Here is a 17614-nt window from a genome sequence, read left to right on the forward strand (position 1 = left end):
TCCCGCCATGAACCTCTCCCCTGCCCGCGCCGAAGCCGCCCGCCGTGGCGGCCGCCGCCTCCTCGCCGCCGCACTGGCCGACAGCCGCGCACGCACGCTGGCGCTGCTCGACGCCTATGCCGCCGCCCTCGGCGAAGGGCTGGCGATTCCGTATTCGCCGCAGCTCAACCCGCCGCGCTGGGAAGCCGGGCATGTCGGCTGGTTCCAGGACTACTGGATCGCGCGCAACCGGCAGCGCGCGCGCGGCATCGCCTGCGATCCCGACCACCGACGCGCGGCGGGGCGTCTGCCCCGGGCCGACGCCCTGTACGACTCGGGCAAGGTCGCGCACGCAACGCGCTGGCAGCTCGAGCTGCCCGATCTCGGCGCCACCCGCGCCTACCTGGCCGAGGGCCTGGCCGAAACCCTGGCCCTGCTCGGCGCCATGCCGGAGAGCGACGCAGAACTGTATTTTTTCCGCCTCGCGCTGTTTCACGAGGACATGCACGGCGAGGCCGGGATCTACATGGCCCAAGCGCTCGGCATTCCCCTGGCGGAAACCCTGCTCGAACCGGCGCGGGCCGTGCCGGAAGGGCGCGCACTGAACGTCCCGGCGCAGCGCTGGACGCTCGGCTGGCACGGCGACGGCTTCGCCTTCGACAACGAGCTCGCGGCGCATGAAGTCACGCTGGGGGCGTTCGAGATCGATGCCGAGGTGGTGAGCTGGCGCCGCTACCTGGCTTTCGTCGACCAGACCGGTGCCGCGCCGCCGCGCTATCTGCGCCGCCAGAATGGGAGCTGGCAGTGCTGCGTGTTCGGCCGCTGGGAGGCACTGGCGCTCGATCGTCCGGCCGTGCATCTGCGCTGGGACGAAGCCGACGCCTGGTGCCGCTGGGCGGGGCGCCGCCTGCCGAGCGAAGCCGAGTGGGAACTCGCCGCGCTGACCCGGCCGGAATTCCGCTGGGGCCAGGTCTGGGAATGGACCGCCAGCCGCTTCGTCCCCTACCCCGGCTTCGCCCCCCACCCCTACCGTGATTACTCGGCGCCGTGGTTCGGCGAGCGCTACGTGCTGCGCGGCGCGAGCCGGGCGACCAGCCCGCGCATGGCGCATCCGCGCTACCGCAATTACTTCACTCCCGAGCGCAACGACCTCTACAGCGGCTTTCGCAGCTGCGCGCTCTAGGGCCGGAGATCGCACCGCGGCTTCAGGCATGGGCGGCGAATACCGCGAACCAGCTGCGTGCGTCGCACCAGTGGCGCGATGCCGAAAACCCCGCCGCGGCGAGCAGCGCGGCGAAATCCTCGATACGCCACTTGTACGAGTTTTCGGTGTGGATGCGCGCGGATGCGGCAAAGCGGCGCTCGCCCCCGGTCCAGCGCACGGTCGTGTCGCGCCGCGCTTCCAGATGCATTTCGATGCGCGAGTGATGCGCGTCGAAGAAGGCGACATGGCGCCAGTCGGCGAGGTCGAAGTCGGTTCCGGCGAGCTGGTTCAGGTGGCGTAACAGGTTGCGGTTGAACGCGGCGGTGACGCCGAGTGGATCGTCGTAGGCCGCCTCGAGGATGCCGCGCGCCTTGACCAGATCGACGCCGATCAGCAAGCCTCCCCCCAGGCACGCGGCGTGCGCCTGGCGCAGGAAAGCCAGGGCCTCGTCGGGGGTGAAGTTGCCGATGCTCGAACCCGGGTAGAACAGCGTGCGCGGCCCTTCGCCGGCTTCCGGCGGCAGGCGCAGCGCGTGCGCGAAGTCGAGGCCGACACCCAGCATCGCGACCGCCGGATGAGCGCGCTGAAGGCGCTCGAGCGATGCGCGCAGGTAGTCCACCGAGATGTCGACGGCGACGTAGCGGCGCACCCCCAAGGCCGCGAACAGGCGCTCGGCCTTCTCGCAGTTGCCCGCGCCGAGGTCGACCAGGGTCGCGGCGGGGCCGAGTTCTGCGGCCATTTCCGGCAGGTGTCGAGCGAAGATCGCCGCCTCGGTGCGCGTCGGGTAGTACTCGGGCAGTTCGGTGATCGCCGCGAAGAGCCGCGCGCCGAGCGCGTCGTACAGGTATTTCGGCGCGATCGTCGCCACCGGCGCGCTCAGGCCGGCGAGCAGTTCGGCCCGGATCCGCGCCGGGGCTTCGGGTGCGAACTGGACGAAGCGGGGGGAACTCACCGCCCTGCTCCCGCCATCCCGCGCCGCGCTGGTCCGCCCATCGTGGGCGCCCGGGCTTGGTGATTGACGTCGACTTCTGGCGTGCAGCTCGCTGCATCCGTCCGGCCCTCGGCCAGGGCCCCACCGCAACTCGATCCCTGCCCGGCAGTGCAGCCGTAGCAGTGCCCGGTGACGCGGATCACCCCGCCCGCGAGCATTGCTGCGGTGGCGTCGCGAAGGTGCAGGCGTGGTTGGCCGACACTGGCGATCGGCATGTTGGCGATCGTGAACAGCCGGTTGAAGCGGTAGCCCGGATTTACCTGCAGGGTATCGATCGTCCCACGGTGGATCCTGGGAAAGTCGGTGACGGCGAGCAGCGGAAAGGTCGGGTGCATCCGGGAGCCTCGCGAGCGGTCGTTATCGTTTGGCGGTCTTTCGATCGTCGGACGAGCCGGGTAATCCTTACACGACCTGAACGGTTTTGCACCTTGCTTATCGCGCTGCGGCCCGATGACGACGCAGCCGCTGCGTCCCGGGTCGTACCCTTTCCGCCCGCGAGACGGAACATGGGAGCGGACATGGGCGAGCGCATCGCCCCCTTCGTTTCCGGGCGGAGGATGGACTACATTGAATCCGGTGCTAAGGTGGTCCGTGCGGGGGCCGGAGCTGGCGGGTTTCCTGCCCGGGCGGGAGGATCTCACTGCTCGCGCCGGATCGGCCGTCTCGGGTGGACGGTGGAATCGTTTCCATCCGTCCACGACGTCGATCTGCCCGCCGACCTGCCACGGCTGCACGGACTGCTTCCCGGCGTTTGAGCGGCGGATCGAGCTCGAGCCGCGAGGCTTCGACCTACACCGTGCTCAGCAACCATCCCGCGGCCCCGCTGCCGATCACGACCAGCCACGGCGGCAGTTTCCAGAACATCAGCGCGACCAGCGCCACCAGCGCCAGGCCGAAGTCTTGCAGTGCATGAATCGCGCTGGTCCATACCGGCTGGTAGAGCGCCGCCAGCAGCAGGCCCGCCACCGCCGCATTGATGCCCGCGAGTGCGGCCTGGGTGCGGACGTCGCGGCGCAGGCGCTCCCAGAACGGCAATGCACCCGCGACCAGCAGGAAGGATGGCGCGAAGATCGCCAGCAGGCAGATCACCCCGCCCAGCCAGCCGGAGGGGGCCTCGTTCATCGAGGCACCGAGAAACGCCGCGAAGGTAAACAGCGGCCCCGGGACGGCCTGCGCCGCCCCGTAGCCGGCCAAAAAGGACTCGTTGCCGACCCAGCCGCCCGGCACGACTTCGGCTTGCAGCAGCGGCAGCACGACATGCCCGCCACCGAACACCAGCGACCCGGCGCGGTAGAAGGCATCCACCATCGACAGCGCCCGGCCCGGGAAAAGGGCCGAGAGCAGCGGCAATCCGATCAACAGGGCAAGGAACAGCGTCAGCCAGAGCCCCCCCGCCCGGCGCCCGATCATGGTCGGCAGCGCGTCATGCGCCGAACCCTGCGGCGGCTTGAACAGCACGAGACCGACGATCGCCGCGATCGCCATCATGCCCACCTGCCCCCAGGGGGATGGCAGCAGCAGAACGACGCAGGTCGCGGCCGCCATGAGGGTGATGCGCGGCGCGTCCGGGCAGAGATTGCGGGCCATGCCCCATACCGCTTGGGCGACGACGGCCACGGCCACCACCTTCAAGCCGTGCAGCACGCCGGACGGTACCGCCTCGCCGTAACGGGCGATGCCCAGCGCGAACAGGATCAGGGCAATCGCCGACGGCAAGGTGAACCCCGCCCACGCAGCCAAGGCTCCGGCATAACCGGAGCGGCACAGCCCGAGCGCGATCCCCACCTGGCTACTGGCCGGCCCCGGTAGGAACTGGCAGAGGGCAACCAGATCCGCGTAGCTGCGCTCGCTCAGCCACTGCCGCCGGGTCACGAATTCGCCGCGGAAGTAGCCCAGGTGGGCAACCGGGCCGCCGAAAGAAGTCAGCCCGAGCCGAAGAAAGATCAGAAAGACGGCCCAGGGGCTGTGCTCGGTTCCAGCGGGATCGATCACGCTCACTCCTTGATCGGTAACGGTGGTGGAGGATGTTAGCGCCTGCAGGACGAGGTGCGCAGCGACGGGCACGGGCTATGACCATCCGGCGCAGCGTCGAGAATCACTCCACCCCCAACGCCTTGAACACCGCATCCACCGGATCCGAGTAAAAGCTCGTCTGGAACTTCGCGAACAGCTCTCCGGGCACCGATGGGATATCCGTAACGCTCGACATCGGCAGCAGGATCCGCTTGGCGCCGGCATCGAAGGCCACCTGCAGGCTCTCGGCCAGGTTGCGCACCTGGACGACCGTGCCGCCGAGGCTCATGTCGCCCATCACCACCATCTGGCTCTGAACCGGTTTGGCGAGCGCACCTGAGCACAGGGCAATGAAGCCCGCGAGGGTCAGCGCTTTCGGGGTGCCGGTGTGCTGCAGCTCCACCAGATGCAAGTGGAAGTCGTGCTCGCCCGGCTTGATCGATGCGCTCACCCGGCCCGAGTTGGCCTTGAAGTAATCGAAGGCGACCTTGACCGCCTCGCGCGGCGCAAGGCCCGAGGCCGAGACCTTGCCGCCGCCGGCGAGGGTCTGGATCTCGATGCGATAGGCGCCCGGCATCTCGGTGTCGCCCAGGCTGATGGTGTGCAGGGTGCCCGGATTGAGCCGGCCTTCCGCGATCAGCGCCCCACCGGATTGTTCGGGCACCGTGACAAAGCGCTCCTCGCCCGCTTCCAGGTCGATGTAGCTGAAATGGACGTCGTAGAATTCCATGCCGCCGATCTTCTTGAGCTGCTCCTTCACCCGGCGACGGCTCTCCAGCGCGTACTCCAGGCAGCGGCGCACGATCTCCTTGTCGTACTCGCCATGCGGGCAGATCAGCTTGAGCAGGCCGGAGACGGTCCGGCGCACGGCGATGGTGTCGCGCTGGTTGAGGTTGTTGCCCAGCTTGAACCACTTGTCGATCGCGTCGGCGAAGTTGCGCTTGCGCATCTCGCGCAGGTACTCGGCCAGGTAGTCGACGATCAAGCCGTATTGGTTGGTAAAGAACTCCGGGCGCATCTTCGGGATCTCCCAGCCCGGCACATAGGCATGGAAGCGGTCGAAGAAGGCCGAGTCGATCATGGCCTCGGGAAACGGCGCGAGCAGATGGCTGGTCTTCACCAGGGACTCGACGCTCTGGTTGATGTTGCCCACGAAGACCATCGAGGCATTGGCGTTGATCGCCTCCCTGCCCCGGCTGAAGGAGCCGGACGCCATGTAGTCCTTCATGATCTGCACGCCGTCGTGGTCCTTGAAGTTGATGCCAGCCACCTCATCAAAGGCGACCGTATCCCACAGGCCCACCAGGCCCACCTTGCGCGCGCTCATGTTGTAGAAGAGGTTGGCGACGGTGGTCTGCCCACCCGACACCAGGATGCTGTTCGGGCTGATTTCCTTGTAGATGTGGCTCTTGCCCGTGCCGCGCGGGCCCAGCTCGCAAAAGTTGTAGTTGTTCTCGACCAGCGGAATCATCCGCGCGAGCAGGTGCCACTTCACCCGCGCCTTGAAGCAGCTCGGCTCCATGCCGGTCGAGCGGATCAGCGCGTCGATCCATTCGTCCTCGGTGAAGGCCCGCCGCCCCTCGAACAGGCCCGCCATGTCCATGTTGGGCATCTGGATCGGCTTGAGGTCGGTCACCGTGAAGGGCGACCCGCGCTGGTTCTCCTCGAACTGGTAGTTCAGGGTGACGATGCACCAGATGCCGCCCACCAGCAGCTTTTCGAACTGGCGCACGAAGGCGTCCGACACCTCGGCGTTCTTCACCCCGAGGTTCGAGAGCAGCGCCTCGTAGACGTCGCGCTTCTCGTTGAGCTTCACGGTCACCTTGTCGATGACCTTGTAGCTGCCGCTCTCGCGGATCTTCGACTTGATCTTCTCCGCCTCGTCCGGCCGCACGTAGTTCTCGCCAAGGATGCGCTTGACCATCGTCATCCCGTTCTGGATCGTCGCCTCGTCGTCCGATGCGCAGTACATGCCGAGCAGGTACTCCAGCACATACACTGGGACGTTGGCCCCCTCCTTGATCAGCTTGGTCAGGTCCTTGCGGACCACCTTGCCGGCGAAGTGAGTATTGAGCAGCCCATCAAGGCGGGCGGTATCTACGGGTTCGGCCATGTGTGTTTCAGAAGTCATTCGTGAAGGCGAGATCAACCCGCAGCGGCACGCGTAGCACCTCGACCTTGGTCGTGGCATCGCGCGCGGTCAGCCAATAGTCACGCGTCTTGTCGTAGGTGCCGGCGAGCACGGTCAGGAACACCGACTTCTTGCGCTCGTCGAGCAGCTGCGAGGCGCTATCAAAGGTGAGCGTCTGCTCGTTGCTGATCGGCCGTTCGCCATCGCGTAGCGCGATCACCACCGTGCGCGGCAGCACCTTGTCGGAAACGGCCTCGGTCTGGATGAACTCGAAGCGCTGGGTGTTGGTGACGACCTTGTTCGAGGCCCCGAGCAAGCTGAACTCCACGTAGCGCGCCTTCTCCTTGTCGGACTCGCTCTCTCGCACCGTGATCACCGGCACCACGATCTCCTGCGGCATCGCACTGCCGTGCACGAAGCGCGCCCCACCGGCAAAGTGGAAGCGGCTCGCGCCCTTCGGTACCCAAAAGTCCAGGCTACCGTCCGGATCCGTGCCTGCCGTCAGCGCCGTGTTGCCGCACCATGCCTTGGGCGACGTGCCGATGCCGCGCCCGAGCAGGTAGCGCTTCTTCGCCTTCAGCGTGCCCTCCGGCTGCGCGTCGAGCGCCGACTTGTCCGCAGCCAGCAGCGGCGCCTCCTGATAGATGAAGCCGTGGTCGGCGGTAAGCAGCACCGTCGAGCCGTTCAAGCTGTTGATGATGAAGCTCACGAGCTGCGAGAGCTGGGCCAGAGCCTCGTCCACCGCGCGGAACGTCATCCCCTCGGTGGCCTGCTTGTCGCCCAGGGCATCGATGTGGTCGTGATACACATAGATCACCCGCCGATCGCGCACCAGCGCCCTGCCCTTGTCCTTGCCCAAGGCGAGCAGCTCGTCGGCCTTCATCGCCAGCCCCTCGTACTTCTCCAGGTGTGCGTGGCGCTGTTCCAGCGTGGCCACCGGCTGGCCATCGGCCACCACATCGAGATTGCTGTTGGCCTTGTAGGCCAGACTGTGATGCGGCAGCAGCGCCGCCATCCCCAGCGTGGTGTAGCTCGGCAGCACGCCCAACTGCGACGACAGCCCCGCCTTGAACCGGCTCTTGCTGTTGAGCTGCTGCACCAGCTCCTCGGCGGCCTCGTAACGGAAGGCATCCGAAATCACCACGAACACCCGCTTCGCACCGGCCGCCAGCAGAGGCGCAACCTGGATGTCGAAGAAGCGATGCTGGTTCGGCATCCCGGCGGCCGTCCAGTGACTCAACAAGCCCCCCTCGCCCTCGACGACCCTCGCCCAGGCGGTACCAAACTGCGGCAGGAACCACCCCGTGTAGGTTTCCTCGATTCGAACGCGCAGTTCATGCAGCACCGCCCAGCCCATCGGCTCGACCTTCTCCGCCGCCTCATGGAAATGCCGATACAACTGGTCGAAGCGGAACAGCTCTGCCTGATAGGCCATCAGCGCCGCCTCTGCGCTGGCAAAGCTGAAGCCCGCGTCGAAACGGGCCTTCAGCTCGAAGAAAGCCGCCCCAGCCTCGATCGCGTCGTAGCATGCAGCCAGCGCGCGGCTCTCGCTCGCGCTCTGCGCCATCAGCCGACTCGCCCAGTGCCCATCTCGCCGACGCGCGATCAGCGCCTGCATCGCCTCGTCGCTCGCCCCTGCGCCGGCCAGCACCCGATCCTTCAGGTCCTTCAGGATCCGCCGCTCGACGACCGCAAAGGTCATGGTCTCGGCCAAGGCGTCGCCCGGCAGCACGCTCAGCACCCCATCCAGGCCGATCTCGCCGGCCACCGCATCCGACAACAGGTTGTAGCTCTCGTAGGCGGCCATATCGGTCCGCCACCGCGCGGCAAACACCGACGCGTTGGCCGCCAGCGTGCGATCCGGCAGCACAAAGTGTCGCAGCGACTCAGGTGCGGCTCCGGAGAGCGAGCGGCAGAAATCCGTCACCAGGATGCGGTACAGCAGATCCCGCAAGGTGAAGGCCGGCGCCACACCATCTGCGCCATACCCCAGCGTCTGCAGCGCAAACGCCCAGAAGGCCGAGTTCAGCTCATTGGCGACGATGTCCTGCCACGCACGCGGCTCGGCCGCCAGATCTGCCTCGCCCTCATGCACCATCGAACTCAACAGGCGAAGAAGAATGGTCTGGAAATCCGCCTGCTCCGAGCGCACCAGCACCGCCAGCATCTTGCGGTCCAGCGCCTCGGCGTCATCACTCGGCGTCACGAGGCGGCGCAGCTTCTCCACACGGTCTTTGGCCCGCAGGAACTTGCTGCGCGCCTTCAGATGCGGGCGCAGGGCCTGACTCGTCAGGCCCAGGTCGTCCAGCAGCATGGAGTTCGAGTCCGCACGGAACGCCCGACCCCGCAGGCGCAAATCGAGGAGCCAGTCCTTCGCCGGATCGGGTTCGGCTGCAGGCCGGTAGAACAGCCAGCGCGTGCCAGGTGCGCGCTCGACGTCGAGCTTCACCTGCAGGGCTGGCGTGCGGTCGAGCCGCAGGACATGTACGCCTTCCAGGCTCAGGCCATCCACCCATGCGGAGAACTCGCCATCGGGGTCGTCCCAGAACAGAAGGTGCTGGGTCGCGAACTGCGCCTGCAGGGCTTCGACGATGCGTTGATGACTCAAAACGACTCCAGATTCACGAACCCGCAGGTCCGCTCAAAGGTAAACGGGACACAGCCGGTCCATCTTGGAAAGGTCATCCAGATTGCACTCCTGCCGCAGCGTTGCGAAACGATCCGCATGGTGCGTCGTCACCGGCAGTCGCGGATGTCGGTAAAGCGATGCCCCGTGTATGCGGCTCAAGAGCACCACCTGTCTGGCGAGGGTGTGGAGATCCGTTTCACCGTAACGCTTGCGCAGGCGCAACGGCCGCACTGTGACCTTGTCTCCCCAGCTCGATCCGAGTTCCTCACCGCTGTAGGTGGCGATGATCAACTCATCCAGCCCCGGCAGTTCGAATGCATCACCCACCTCAGGATTGCGGAACGCCTTCTTGTTCTCCGCAACGACCACCCGTCGATACAAAGGCGGACAACCGCTCTTCACTACTTCGAGAACATCCACCTGTACCGAGTGATCGCGCTCGAAGTTGCGAATCACGTCCAACGACTCGAATAGCCGCCCATCGCGGTGCAGCGCAATCCTGCGCGGCAGCGCGCCCAAGTGCACCTGCCGATATGCTTGCAGACTACGTTCGAGCAGATCACCCAACACGGCATCCTCGACTCGCTCGCCACGCTGCGCTTCCGCGAGTTGCCAACCCAGTTGAGCCCCCTCGCGGGTAAACAGGAAGGCAAGCCCGGGCGCCCGCTGGCTGACACCGCCCAAATCGAGACCAATGAAGAGATCGGTGTCGCCCGGCATGTCGTCGATCGCGCACAACACACCGCCACCCTTGCTGAATACCCCGGCCGCCAAGTTGTTGTAGTAGCTTGGCTGATAGGTCCTCGGGGGGTGATCCAAGCGCATGAACTGGGTCGCCAGCCCGTAGCGGTAAGCCACGTCGCGAATCTTCTTTTTGTCTGCACCACGGCCCAGACCGATCAACAGCAAGGTGTTGTCCGGCTTGCGCTGACCAAGGCGTTGGTTCAATGCTTCGGCATCACCTGCAGGGGCAGCAGTCTTCCAGGACGTCAGATCGGGATGCCACTTGCGGCAGACGCGCTCGACCTCTTGGAAGTGGCGGACAGCGGCCTCCTGCTCCAGGTCCGTGCCCCCAACGACCAACGGCACAACCAGCTTTCTCGTCATCCCCCGGTAGGCACCGTGACGCAACACTGCCTTTTCGCTATCGGCGACCGCAGCACCGCGAAAACGAAGGCGAAACTCCGGCTTCAGTGTGCGCAGATAGCGATGCGTATCCTTAAGGGGCTGCAGACAAGCGCCGAGTTCGCTGACCTGCAGGCCCTTGACCAGCCGGAATGCCGCCTTCAAGCGTTCCCCTACCGGCCATTTCAAAGAGCTGGCAATCCGCTCCAGCAAACGGCTATCTATATTGCTCAGGGTCTCGAAATCGAACATCGGCAGGAGCAAGGCGGCAAGATGCTCCATAGGTTTTGCACGTGTATCCCTCCCGTACCGCACATGAACCACCTGCGAAGCAGCTACGGCCTCGCGCTCATAGTCTGGAATATTGCCTTTGCTCTCGTGGTAGTCGAGCAAGCTAACCTCACCCTTCGGCGTCGGAAAGGTTGAGAGTGCCGTTCGATCAGCCACCATGCCAATCAAGTCAGCACTTCCATACTGCCCGTTGGATGCATACCGATGCCGGACACGACGAATACCCTCGATCCATTCTGGGCGCTTGCGGATCACCCAATCGAGGGTCACATGCGGTTGGGGCAGCAGACGGTGCCTTACATCGAAACCTACCAAGGCAGTGCCGTCGGGCAATACTTCGGGGATCAGCGTCACGCTCTGAAAGGCATCAAGATAGTCACTACCCGCCTTCACACGCTCCGAGGGCTGGCACGTGGTGAGTCTGACCAGATTCCCGGCTCCCGCCTCCGCCTCCAGATGACCATTGCTGGCATACGCGAGCTTTCTGCCGCCGTGCATGAGACATTGATTCAACAGGCGCTGAATCGCACCACGTTCTGCATGAGTCCCGCTCTGTAGCACACCCGGCGTCTCATCGCACGCGGTGCAGCACGTCCCGCCCCATTCGTGCTTCAGCACCTTCAAGGGACTAAGACTCAGCACCCGCCAAGGCCCATCGTCAGTCACCGCGCACCAGCCGTTAGCACCGCTCAACATGCGGGCGCCACGGCGAGTCAACTGGGTAGGGTCGGTGTCTTCATGATCACGATCGAAAGTCAGCCGGTAGCAGTACACCGGAAGGACATCCAGCTTGCGATCAAGCTCAAGCGCAGCAAGGGAAAGCTCCGTCAAAGCGGTCTCCAACCATATTCATCGCCAACAACAAACCGAACCCGGCGTCGCCTCATCACCCTCGCTTCACTGCACATTGCCAGCCGACAACCCGGGAAGAATAGTGCAACAACCTCTTGCACAAATTATCAAAGCATAACCGCAAGCTGATCAGGCTCTACCACGGACGGTGTTCAGCACCTCCACCATCCGCTCCCGAAATGCCCGATAACTCCCCATCTCCATCGCCGAATCGGGCTCGAAGGGATGCCCTTCCAGCCATTCGCGCAGTTCCGCGCTCGACTTCTCTTCGCCGAAAGCACGCGCCAGCTCCTTCTTCGGATGTCTTGAGGATCCCAGGTTTCCCGGCAGATCTTCGAGTGCGCTGCAGGCCTGATACGGCGAGCTCTTGGCGGCGCAGAGCAGCCAGGCTTCGGAAGTCGGCTTGGGCAGCATCGGCACACCTCGCTCGAAGCCCGCACGCCCAAAACCACGTTCAATGGAGTGCCACTTTTCGGCCCAAGCACCATCGCGTATCGAGTGGGTACCGTCGGTGTCCCGAAAGAAGACCGCTACAGCAGAGTCGTCTTCATCCGCCTCGATCTGTAAGGCAAGCTTGCCGTAGGACCAAGCCATCTTCATAAAGTAGCCAGTTTCCTGCCCCTGCTTCTTACCCGTCAGTGAAACCGCTCGCCGGTTGCCTCGCAGGTCGTCAGCTACATCACTCAGGCATTGCTTGGCGATATAGCGCAAGCGCGTGGGCACATCCTTCAGCACCGAGAACTTGAGTACATCCTGAATGATCTGGTCGACCAGCGCCGCCATCGGCCCGGCCTCGAAGGCATCACCGTCACACTGCCCGACCGGCATCGCACAGCGGCCGAGATCGCTCGGCCCTTCACCACTGAGCAACAACAGCATCAGCCCGCCTCCGCCGCTTCGCGGGCTTCGTCCTCGTCATCCAGCGTCATGCATTTCTGAGCAAGCCGGTTGAGGTCCGTATCCACGAACGCCTCGCCCGGCCCCATCACCTCCAGCTTCTCGGCGATGTGCGGCAGCTCGAAGAACGGCCGGGCGCGGGTTTCACCACGCTCGTTCTTGTAGATGAAGGTCACTGACTCTGCTGCAACGGCATCGTCCAGATAGTTCAGGATCATCGGACTGTGTGTCGTCACCAGGATCTGCTGGCGTGCCTGCACCAGCGCATCGACCAACCTCTCGATGATTTCGGGGTTCATGCCGTTCTCGATCTCGTCGAGCAGGATCAGCGAGCGGTCGGAATCCGCCTGCGCCAGCACGGCCAGCACGCGCAACAAGCCGTCATTGATGTGGCGGGCCTCGGTTTCGAGACGCTGTGCGCCGAATTGCTCGATCACCGTCAGCCTCTTCCAGCCTGCGCGCTGCGTCGACACCTTGAAGTCGACAAGCGTGGGATAAAAGCTGCGCAACAGTTCGCGTAGCCGTTCTCGTGCCGCGCCTTTGATGCTGTGTAGAAACGCTGTCAGCTTCTCGCCGCCCGCACCGATATCGGGGTCCCCGGACCGGGCCCGGCGTCGCATCAGGTTGGGCGCAAGCAGCTCAAGGGAGCGGATCTTCCGCATGCAGTCGCGAAATTCGAGCAGCGGCGCGGGCAATTCCTCGTCGCGCAGTTGCGACAGAATCGAGCCCTGATACTTGAACGTAAGCGGCGCATCCTTTCCGCCACCGATCCGATAGTGCCGCCCCTTTACATGAAGCAAGACCCCGCCCGGCCCGATAACCGTTTCGGTCGAGCATTGAAGCTCCGTCCTGTTGAAAGCCGCTACCCAGTTGAGCTGCTGGCCGTCCGAAGCACGAAAGCTTACCGCCACCGCCACGTTGCTCTCGGGTCGCAGCTTGCAGTTCAGCTCGGATGCGCTCCACTCGCGCATCTCCAGCCACTCGTCGATGCGCCCTTCCATCAACTGAGCCATGAAATCGATGGACTGCAGCACAGTGCTCTTGCCGGCGCCGTTCATCCCAACCAGGCAGTTGAACCGGTGGAGCCGCAGCTTGAACTGCGCCAGTGATTTGAAATTCCGGACGGCAATCTGCTCAATCATCGCTTGCACCTCCCGTCACCGCCTTCACCTCCGCCAGCAGATCCCCGAACTTGCCGTAGTTCGCCTTCACCCCGTCATCCAGGTCGAGCTGGATGCGCATGTCGGCGTAGTGGCGGAGCTTTTCGTCGTAGGCCAGCAGCTCGACGTGTTTCTTGCGCAGCTTCTCGAGCTGCTTGTTGAGCTTGTTGCGGGCGGCGGTGCTGGGGGCGGCGGTGGCGTCTTTTTCCAGCATGTCGATGCGGGCCTGCATCTTGCCGGTGAGGGGCACGACGTATTCGGCGCGCAATCTAGCCAGCGTGCCCTCGTGGTAGCGGTGCAGATAGACCAGCGCCTGAAACGCGCCTTGTTTGCCGCTGCTGAACAGCCAGTAAATCGGGCGTTTCTTGTAGGTCTGCAGGTGGTCCTTGAAGAACTTGTCGGCCAGGTAGCGGCGGATGGTTTCGTCCGGCGTCTCGTTGGCCTTGGCGCCCAGGCTCTCGGCGAGCCAGGCCATGTTCTCGTCCAGCGTGTCGGCGCCCCACGCGGCGCGCAGGAACTCGCGCACGCGGTGGGCAGCGTCGTCCTCGAACCAGAATTCGTCGGTGATCGGCACGATGCCGTCGGCGTCGGCCGGGAAGGTCTGGTAGCGGGTCGGATCGAAGCCGACGTTGCCGGCGTGGGCGTAGATCAGGCCGGGTTCGTCGAGACTGTAGCGGCCCATCATGCAGCCGATGGCGTAGGAGATCAGCTCCGCCATGCTGTCTTGGCGGAAGCGGGTCCGTTGCTCGTCTTCGGTGAGATTGCCGCCGTAGCGATAGGCGGGGTTCACCGTGAGGGTGATCTGATCGATGGGGACTTCTGGGCTGAGTTCATCCGCCAAACCGTAGGCATCGATGAAGAGACGGTTGTTCTCCTCTTCGAGTCCCTTCATTTCGGCGATGGTGTCCCGGTTTTTGGTGACCCAAGAGACGTAGCTGGATTCGAGGCTGGTCGCGGGGTAAGGGGACGCCGTCAAGACAGGAAGAATTTGGAAGTCCCAAGAGCCCTCGTAAGAGTATTCATCGGCCTTGGCAATATCAACGCACTTCAAGGTGTTCTTTGTTATCTCGCGCTCTCCCGATATTTCTGGCCTAAAAAATGGAAGGTTGCCGATGTCATCCTTCTGAGTCGAGAGCGTTGGATTGAGAATGTTGAGGAGGCGGGAAACAAGAACGGTATTGAGGAAACCAAGAACTACCGGGCGGTCCACCTCTTGCGGAAACATCATGGAACCTTTGTTCGAATCGAAAATTGCACCGTATTCGCAGGTGCGGAAAGTCACAGTTCCAGTAGTGAGACCACCCCACGTGAGCCCATCTTTAAAATAAAACTCCTCGTTTGCCGCTCTCCAAGGAAGCCGCCCTTCTTTCGGATAGGGTTGGCCCTTGATATCGTTTCCGTTGTCATGCCAGTTGATCACTAGCCAGCGGTTTCCGAACCACTTCTTGAACCCACCACCTTTATTGTAGGGATACCAAGTGTAATCTGAGCTGCTCGCTCTGAGGTTCGTACCGAAGCGACGCCTATCTACCTCCTGCCATTGCCGGAGAAACTTTTCGTTATTTCCTGTCTCAACTCCACGGAGGGCTTCGGCAATTTTACGCAGTGGCTGTCCACGCGGAAAGGCGTGCCGCAACCGATCCGAAACCCAATACGCAACCGGACTTCCCGGAATTTCCTTGAAATCATCTTGCGCCGTGGTATCAAAGCGATAGTGATTGCTCCGTAACGCTGCTTCTTTGTCCGCCTCCTGCCCATCCACCAAGCGGAAGAATGTGGGTTTGAATCCGAAGAAGTGCTGACCTTGCAGCACGAAGGCCGTTGTTTGTACGACTTCGCCAGAAATCTCGGCAAACGCTCTTGCGCCCAAATGGGCCATCGTCTGAATGGTGCGCTGTTCGAGCAACTTCTCCCGCGTCGCCTCATACGACGACAAGAACATCCAACTCTGCATCGTCACCATGCTGTTGAAGCCGTTGGCCTTGCACCAGCCAAAACCCCGTTCGATGAACATGGCAAACAGGTCTGACTTGCTATCGGGGAAGGTGGCCTTGGCGAACTCCTTCAGTGCGCCGTTCATCCCCTTCCCGCCCATATACGGCGGATTCGCCACCACCGCATCGAACTTCCGCCCCAGCACCTTCGCCTGCTCCACCAGTGCCATCAAATCCTGCGCCGCCGCCTGCGCATACAAGTCCCCGGTCTCGTTCGCCTTCTCCAAGGCCTCCGCCAGCGCCCGCAGTTGCGCGTTCAACGCATCCGGGATCTGGATCAGCGAGCCGAAGGTCTTTGCGTGTTCGAAGGTGTCAAGCAGCACCTTGACAGTGCCGCGCTGCACGCCAAAGGGCGCCAGATGGGTGGCGAGTTCGTCCAGGTCCAGCCCCTTGCTCTCCTGCAGGCTCAGCACATTGAGCCGGGGCGGGTCGTTGAACAGGCGGCGGTCGTCGGCGCGGGCCTTCATCAGCAGCGCGAAGCCGGCGAGCTGTGCGGCGCGGTCGTCGATGTCGAGGCCGTAGAGGTTCTTTTCCAGAATCAGGCGCGGGATGTCGCGCAGGCGGTAGCCGCGTTCCAGGTAGATGCCTTTGAGCAGCGCGTAGGCTTCGACCAGGATGTGGCCGGAGCCGCAGGCGGGGTCGAGCACGGTGATGGATTCGGGGTTGAGGCTGCCGCCGTCTTCGTCGATGCGGGTCTGGGTGATCGCGGCTAAAGCCGCTCCTACATCGGGGGTTTGTTCGGCGGGCTGGATGTAGTAGGGCCATTGGCTGGCGAGCGTGCTGGCGGGGTTGGCCATCAGCCACAGGCGGCCGACGCTGTTCTGCATCAGGTATTGCACGATCCAGTTGGGGGTGAAGAGCTGGGTGGCGGCGGGGATGTCCTCGCTCTTGACCACCTTGCCGATGACCTGGTCCTTCTTCTCGCTGATGTAGAACTGGTAGAGCCAGCCGATGATCTCGACCTCGGCCCAGTCTTCTTCCGGGATCTCGGCGACCAGCTTGGCGATGACCGCGTCGGTGCGTAGCAGGTTGTCGGGCAGCAGCAGCTCGGTTTCGTCGTCGATGCGCTCGAAGAGGAAGGGCATGGCGGCGGAGAGCGCGTTGCACTGGGCGACCAGCAGCAGGCGGTAGAGCTCGCCGTCCTTGTTGCCGGCGAGCTTGAGCTCGGCGATATGGGCGGCGTCGAGGCCGGGCAGCTCGCGGCTGGCGGCCAGATCCGCCGCGTGGGCGAGGATGTCCGGCAGGCCGCCGGCGCTGGCGCTGGAGAGCACGCGGTGGCCGTGACCGAGATAGTCGTGCAGCTCCATGAAGCGCAGCGCGGCGAAGCGGTTGAACCAGGTGTAGGCCACCGCCTCCATGGTGTAGCCAAACCCGTCGCGCTGGATGCGACGCACCAGGCGCTCGCGCTGCTGGGCGACGCGGGCCGGCCATTCGCGCCCGGCGATCAGCACCACATCGCCCCGCCGCTCGGCGGGCAGGGCTTCGAACTTGCCGGCGGAATCCGAGAGGCCGAGCAGGTTGGCACGCTGGGTGACGGCGGCGATGAAGTCCTTGCGGGCCTGGGGGGCGTAGGTTTTGAGTTTGGCTTTGTTCATGGCGTTTTTTTGGTCGCTTCAGGATGTAGCGTCGCGGCGTCGGTGAGTGTATAAACACATAAACACCGATCTCAGGAGTCGAAGATGGCAAGCACACGTTGGAACGTCGCGGTCTCCACGGAGACCGACCAGGCATTGCGGATGTTTCTGGCCAGCCAGGGCGGCGGGCGCAAGGGCGATCTGTCGCGCTTCGTCGAAGAAGCGGTGCGGGCACACATCCTCGAGCTGAGCGCGGAGGACGCCAAGGCTGCGAATGCTGGCGTCAGCGAGGCGGACCTTGCCGCGATGGTGGATGAGGCACTTGACTGGGCCAAGGCGCAGTAATGCGGGTGGTGCTCGACACCAACATCCTGTTCAGTGCGCTGATTTCGCCGCATGGGGCACCGGATGCGATCTACCGCGCCTGGCGCAGCGCGCGTTTCGAGCTGGTGACCTCCCACGCCCAGCTGGAAGAAATTCGCCGTGCCAGTCGTTACCCCAAGCTGCAGGCGGTGCTGCAGCCTGCCAAGGTGGGGGTGATGATCAACAACCTGCAGCGCGCCCTGGTGCTGGAGCAGTTGCCGCGCCATTTCGAGGCAGACGACCCGGACGACGCTTTTCTGCTGGCCATGGCCGATGCAGGCAAGGCCGACTACCTGGTGACTGGCGACCGCCGGGCCGGCCTGCTGCAGCGCGGCCATGTCGGCCGCACGCGCATCCTGACGCCAGCAGCGTTCTGTAATGAAGTCTTGAAGACCTGAGCCCGACATTTTC

General features: G+C 64.0%; 12 protein-coding genes. 3 read left to right on the top strand and 9 right to left on the bottom strand.

The annotated features are described in order from the left end of the window. Positions 1-7: 7 nt before the first annotated feature. Positions 8-1162: a selenoneine synthase SenA gene (senA, locus tag MXC99_RS10850; RefSeq protein ID WP_247725468.1), complete on the top strand. Its 1155-nt coding sequence runs from the start codon at positions 8-10 to the stop codon at positions 1160-1162. A gap of 22 nt (positions 1163-1184) precedes the next feature. Here senA and egtD read toward each other — a convergent pair whose 3' ends face one another. From egtD to pglX, 9 genes are all read right to left on the bottom strand, one after another. Next, positions 1185-2135 (bottom strand): L-histidine N(alpha)-methyltransferase, encoded by a 951-nt coding sequence (egtD, locus tag MXC99_RS10855; RefSeq protein ID WP_247725469.1) that lies wholly within the window; start codon positions 2133-2135, stop codon positions 1185-1187. Then, positions 2132-2509, bottom strand: coding sequence for a DUF3641 domain-containing protein (locus MXC99_RS10860; protein WP_247725470.1), 378 nt, complete (start codon positions 2507-2509; stop codon positions 2132-2134). Before MXC99_RS10860 ends, egtD begins: the two co-directional genes overlap by 4 nt. Positions 2510-2963: 454 nt before the next feature. Beyond that, entirely contained in the window at positions 2964-4166 is a 1203-nt protein-coding gene (chrA, locus tag MXC99_RS10865) for a chromate efflux transporter (protein ID WP_247725471.1), read from the bottom strand. A 103-nt stretch (positions 4167-4269) separates the two neighbouring features. Continuing rightward, positions 4270-6300, bottom strand: a complete 2031-nt coding sequence (gene brxL, locus MXC99_RS10870) for a protease Lon-related BREX system protein BrxL (protein ID WP_247725472.1) — start codon at positions 6298-6300, stop codon at positions 4270-4272. Positions 6301-6307: 7 nt separating this feature from the next. Continuing rightward, the gene (pglZ, locus tag MXC99_RS10875; RefSeq protein WP_247725473.1) at positions 6308-8926 is read right to left on the bottom strand and encodes a BREX-1 system phosphatase PglZ type A; all 2619 of its coding nucleotides are present in this window, start codon (positions 8924-8926) and stop codon (positions 6308-6310) included. 33 nt (positions 8927-8959) lie between these two features. Then, positions 8960-11194 carry an argonaute PAZ domain-containing protein gene (locus tag MXC99_RS10880; RefSeq protein WP_247725474.1) on the bottom strand — a complete coding sequence of 745 codons (2235 nt, stop codon included), beginning with the start codon at positions 11192-11194 and terminating at the stop codon, positions 8960-8962. Between the two features lie 150 nt (positions 11195-11344). Next, complete coding sequence (locus MXC99_RS10885) at positions 11345-12094, bottom strand: hypothetical protein (protein ID WP_247725475.1); 750 nt, start codon at positions 12092-12094, stop codon at positions 11345-11347. Then, on the bottom strand, positions 12094-13254 hold the full coding sequence (locus MXC99_RS10890; protein ID WP_247725476.1) for an AAA family ATPase: 1161 nt from the start codon (positions 13252-13254) through the stop codon (positions 12094-12096). Before MXC99_RS10890 ends, MXC99_RS10885 begins: the two co-directional genes overlap by 1 nt. Then, on the bottom strand, positions 13247-16861 hold the full coding sequence (gene pglX / locus MXC99_RS10895; protein ID WP_247725477.1) for a BREX-1 system adenine-specific DNA-methyltransferase PglX: 3615 nt from the start codon (positions 16859-16861) through the stop codon (positions 13247-13249). The genes MXC99_RS10890 and pglX overlap by 8 nt, the downstream gene beginning before the upstream one ends. Before the next feature lie 84 nt (positions 16862-16945). On the opposite strand from pglX, the gene MXC99_RS10900 reads away from it, so the two are divergent. Beyond that, positions 16946-17185 (top strand): ribbon-helix-helix domain-containing protein, encoded by a 240-nt coding sequence (locus MXC99_RS10900; protein ID WP_247725478.1) that lies wholly within the window; start codon positions 16946-16948, stop codon positions 17183-17185. Further along, positions 17185-17601, top strand: a complete 417-nt coding sequence (locus MXC99_RS10905) for a putative toxin-antitoxin system toxin component, PIN family (RefSeq protein WP_247725479.1) — start codon at positions 17185-17187, stop codon at positions 17599-17601. Before MXC99_RS10900 ends, MXC99_RS10905 begins: the two co-directional genes overlap by 1 nt. Positions 17602-17614 lie beyond the last annotated feature (13 nt).

The organism is Thauera aromatica, assembly GCF_023093595.1.
Classification (GTDB): Bacteria; Pseudomonadota; Gammaproteobacteria; order Burkholderiales; family Rhodocyclaceae; genus Thauera; species Thauera aromatica_A.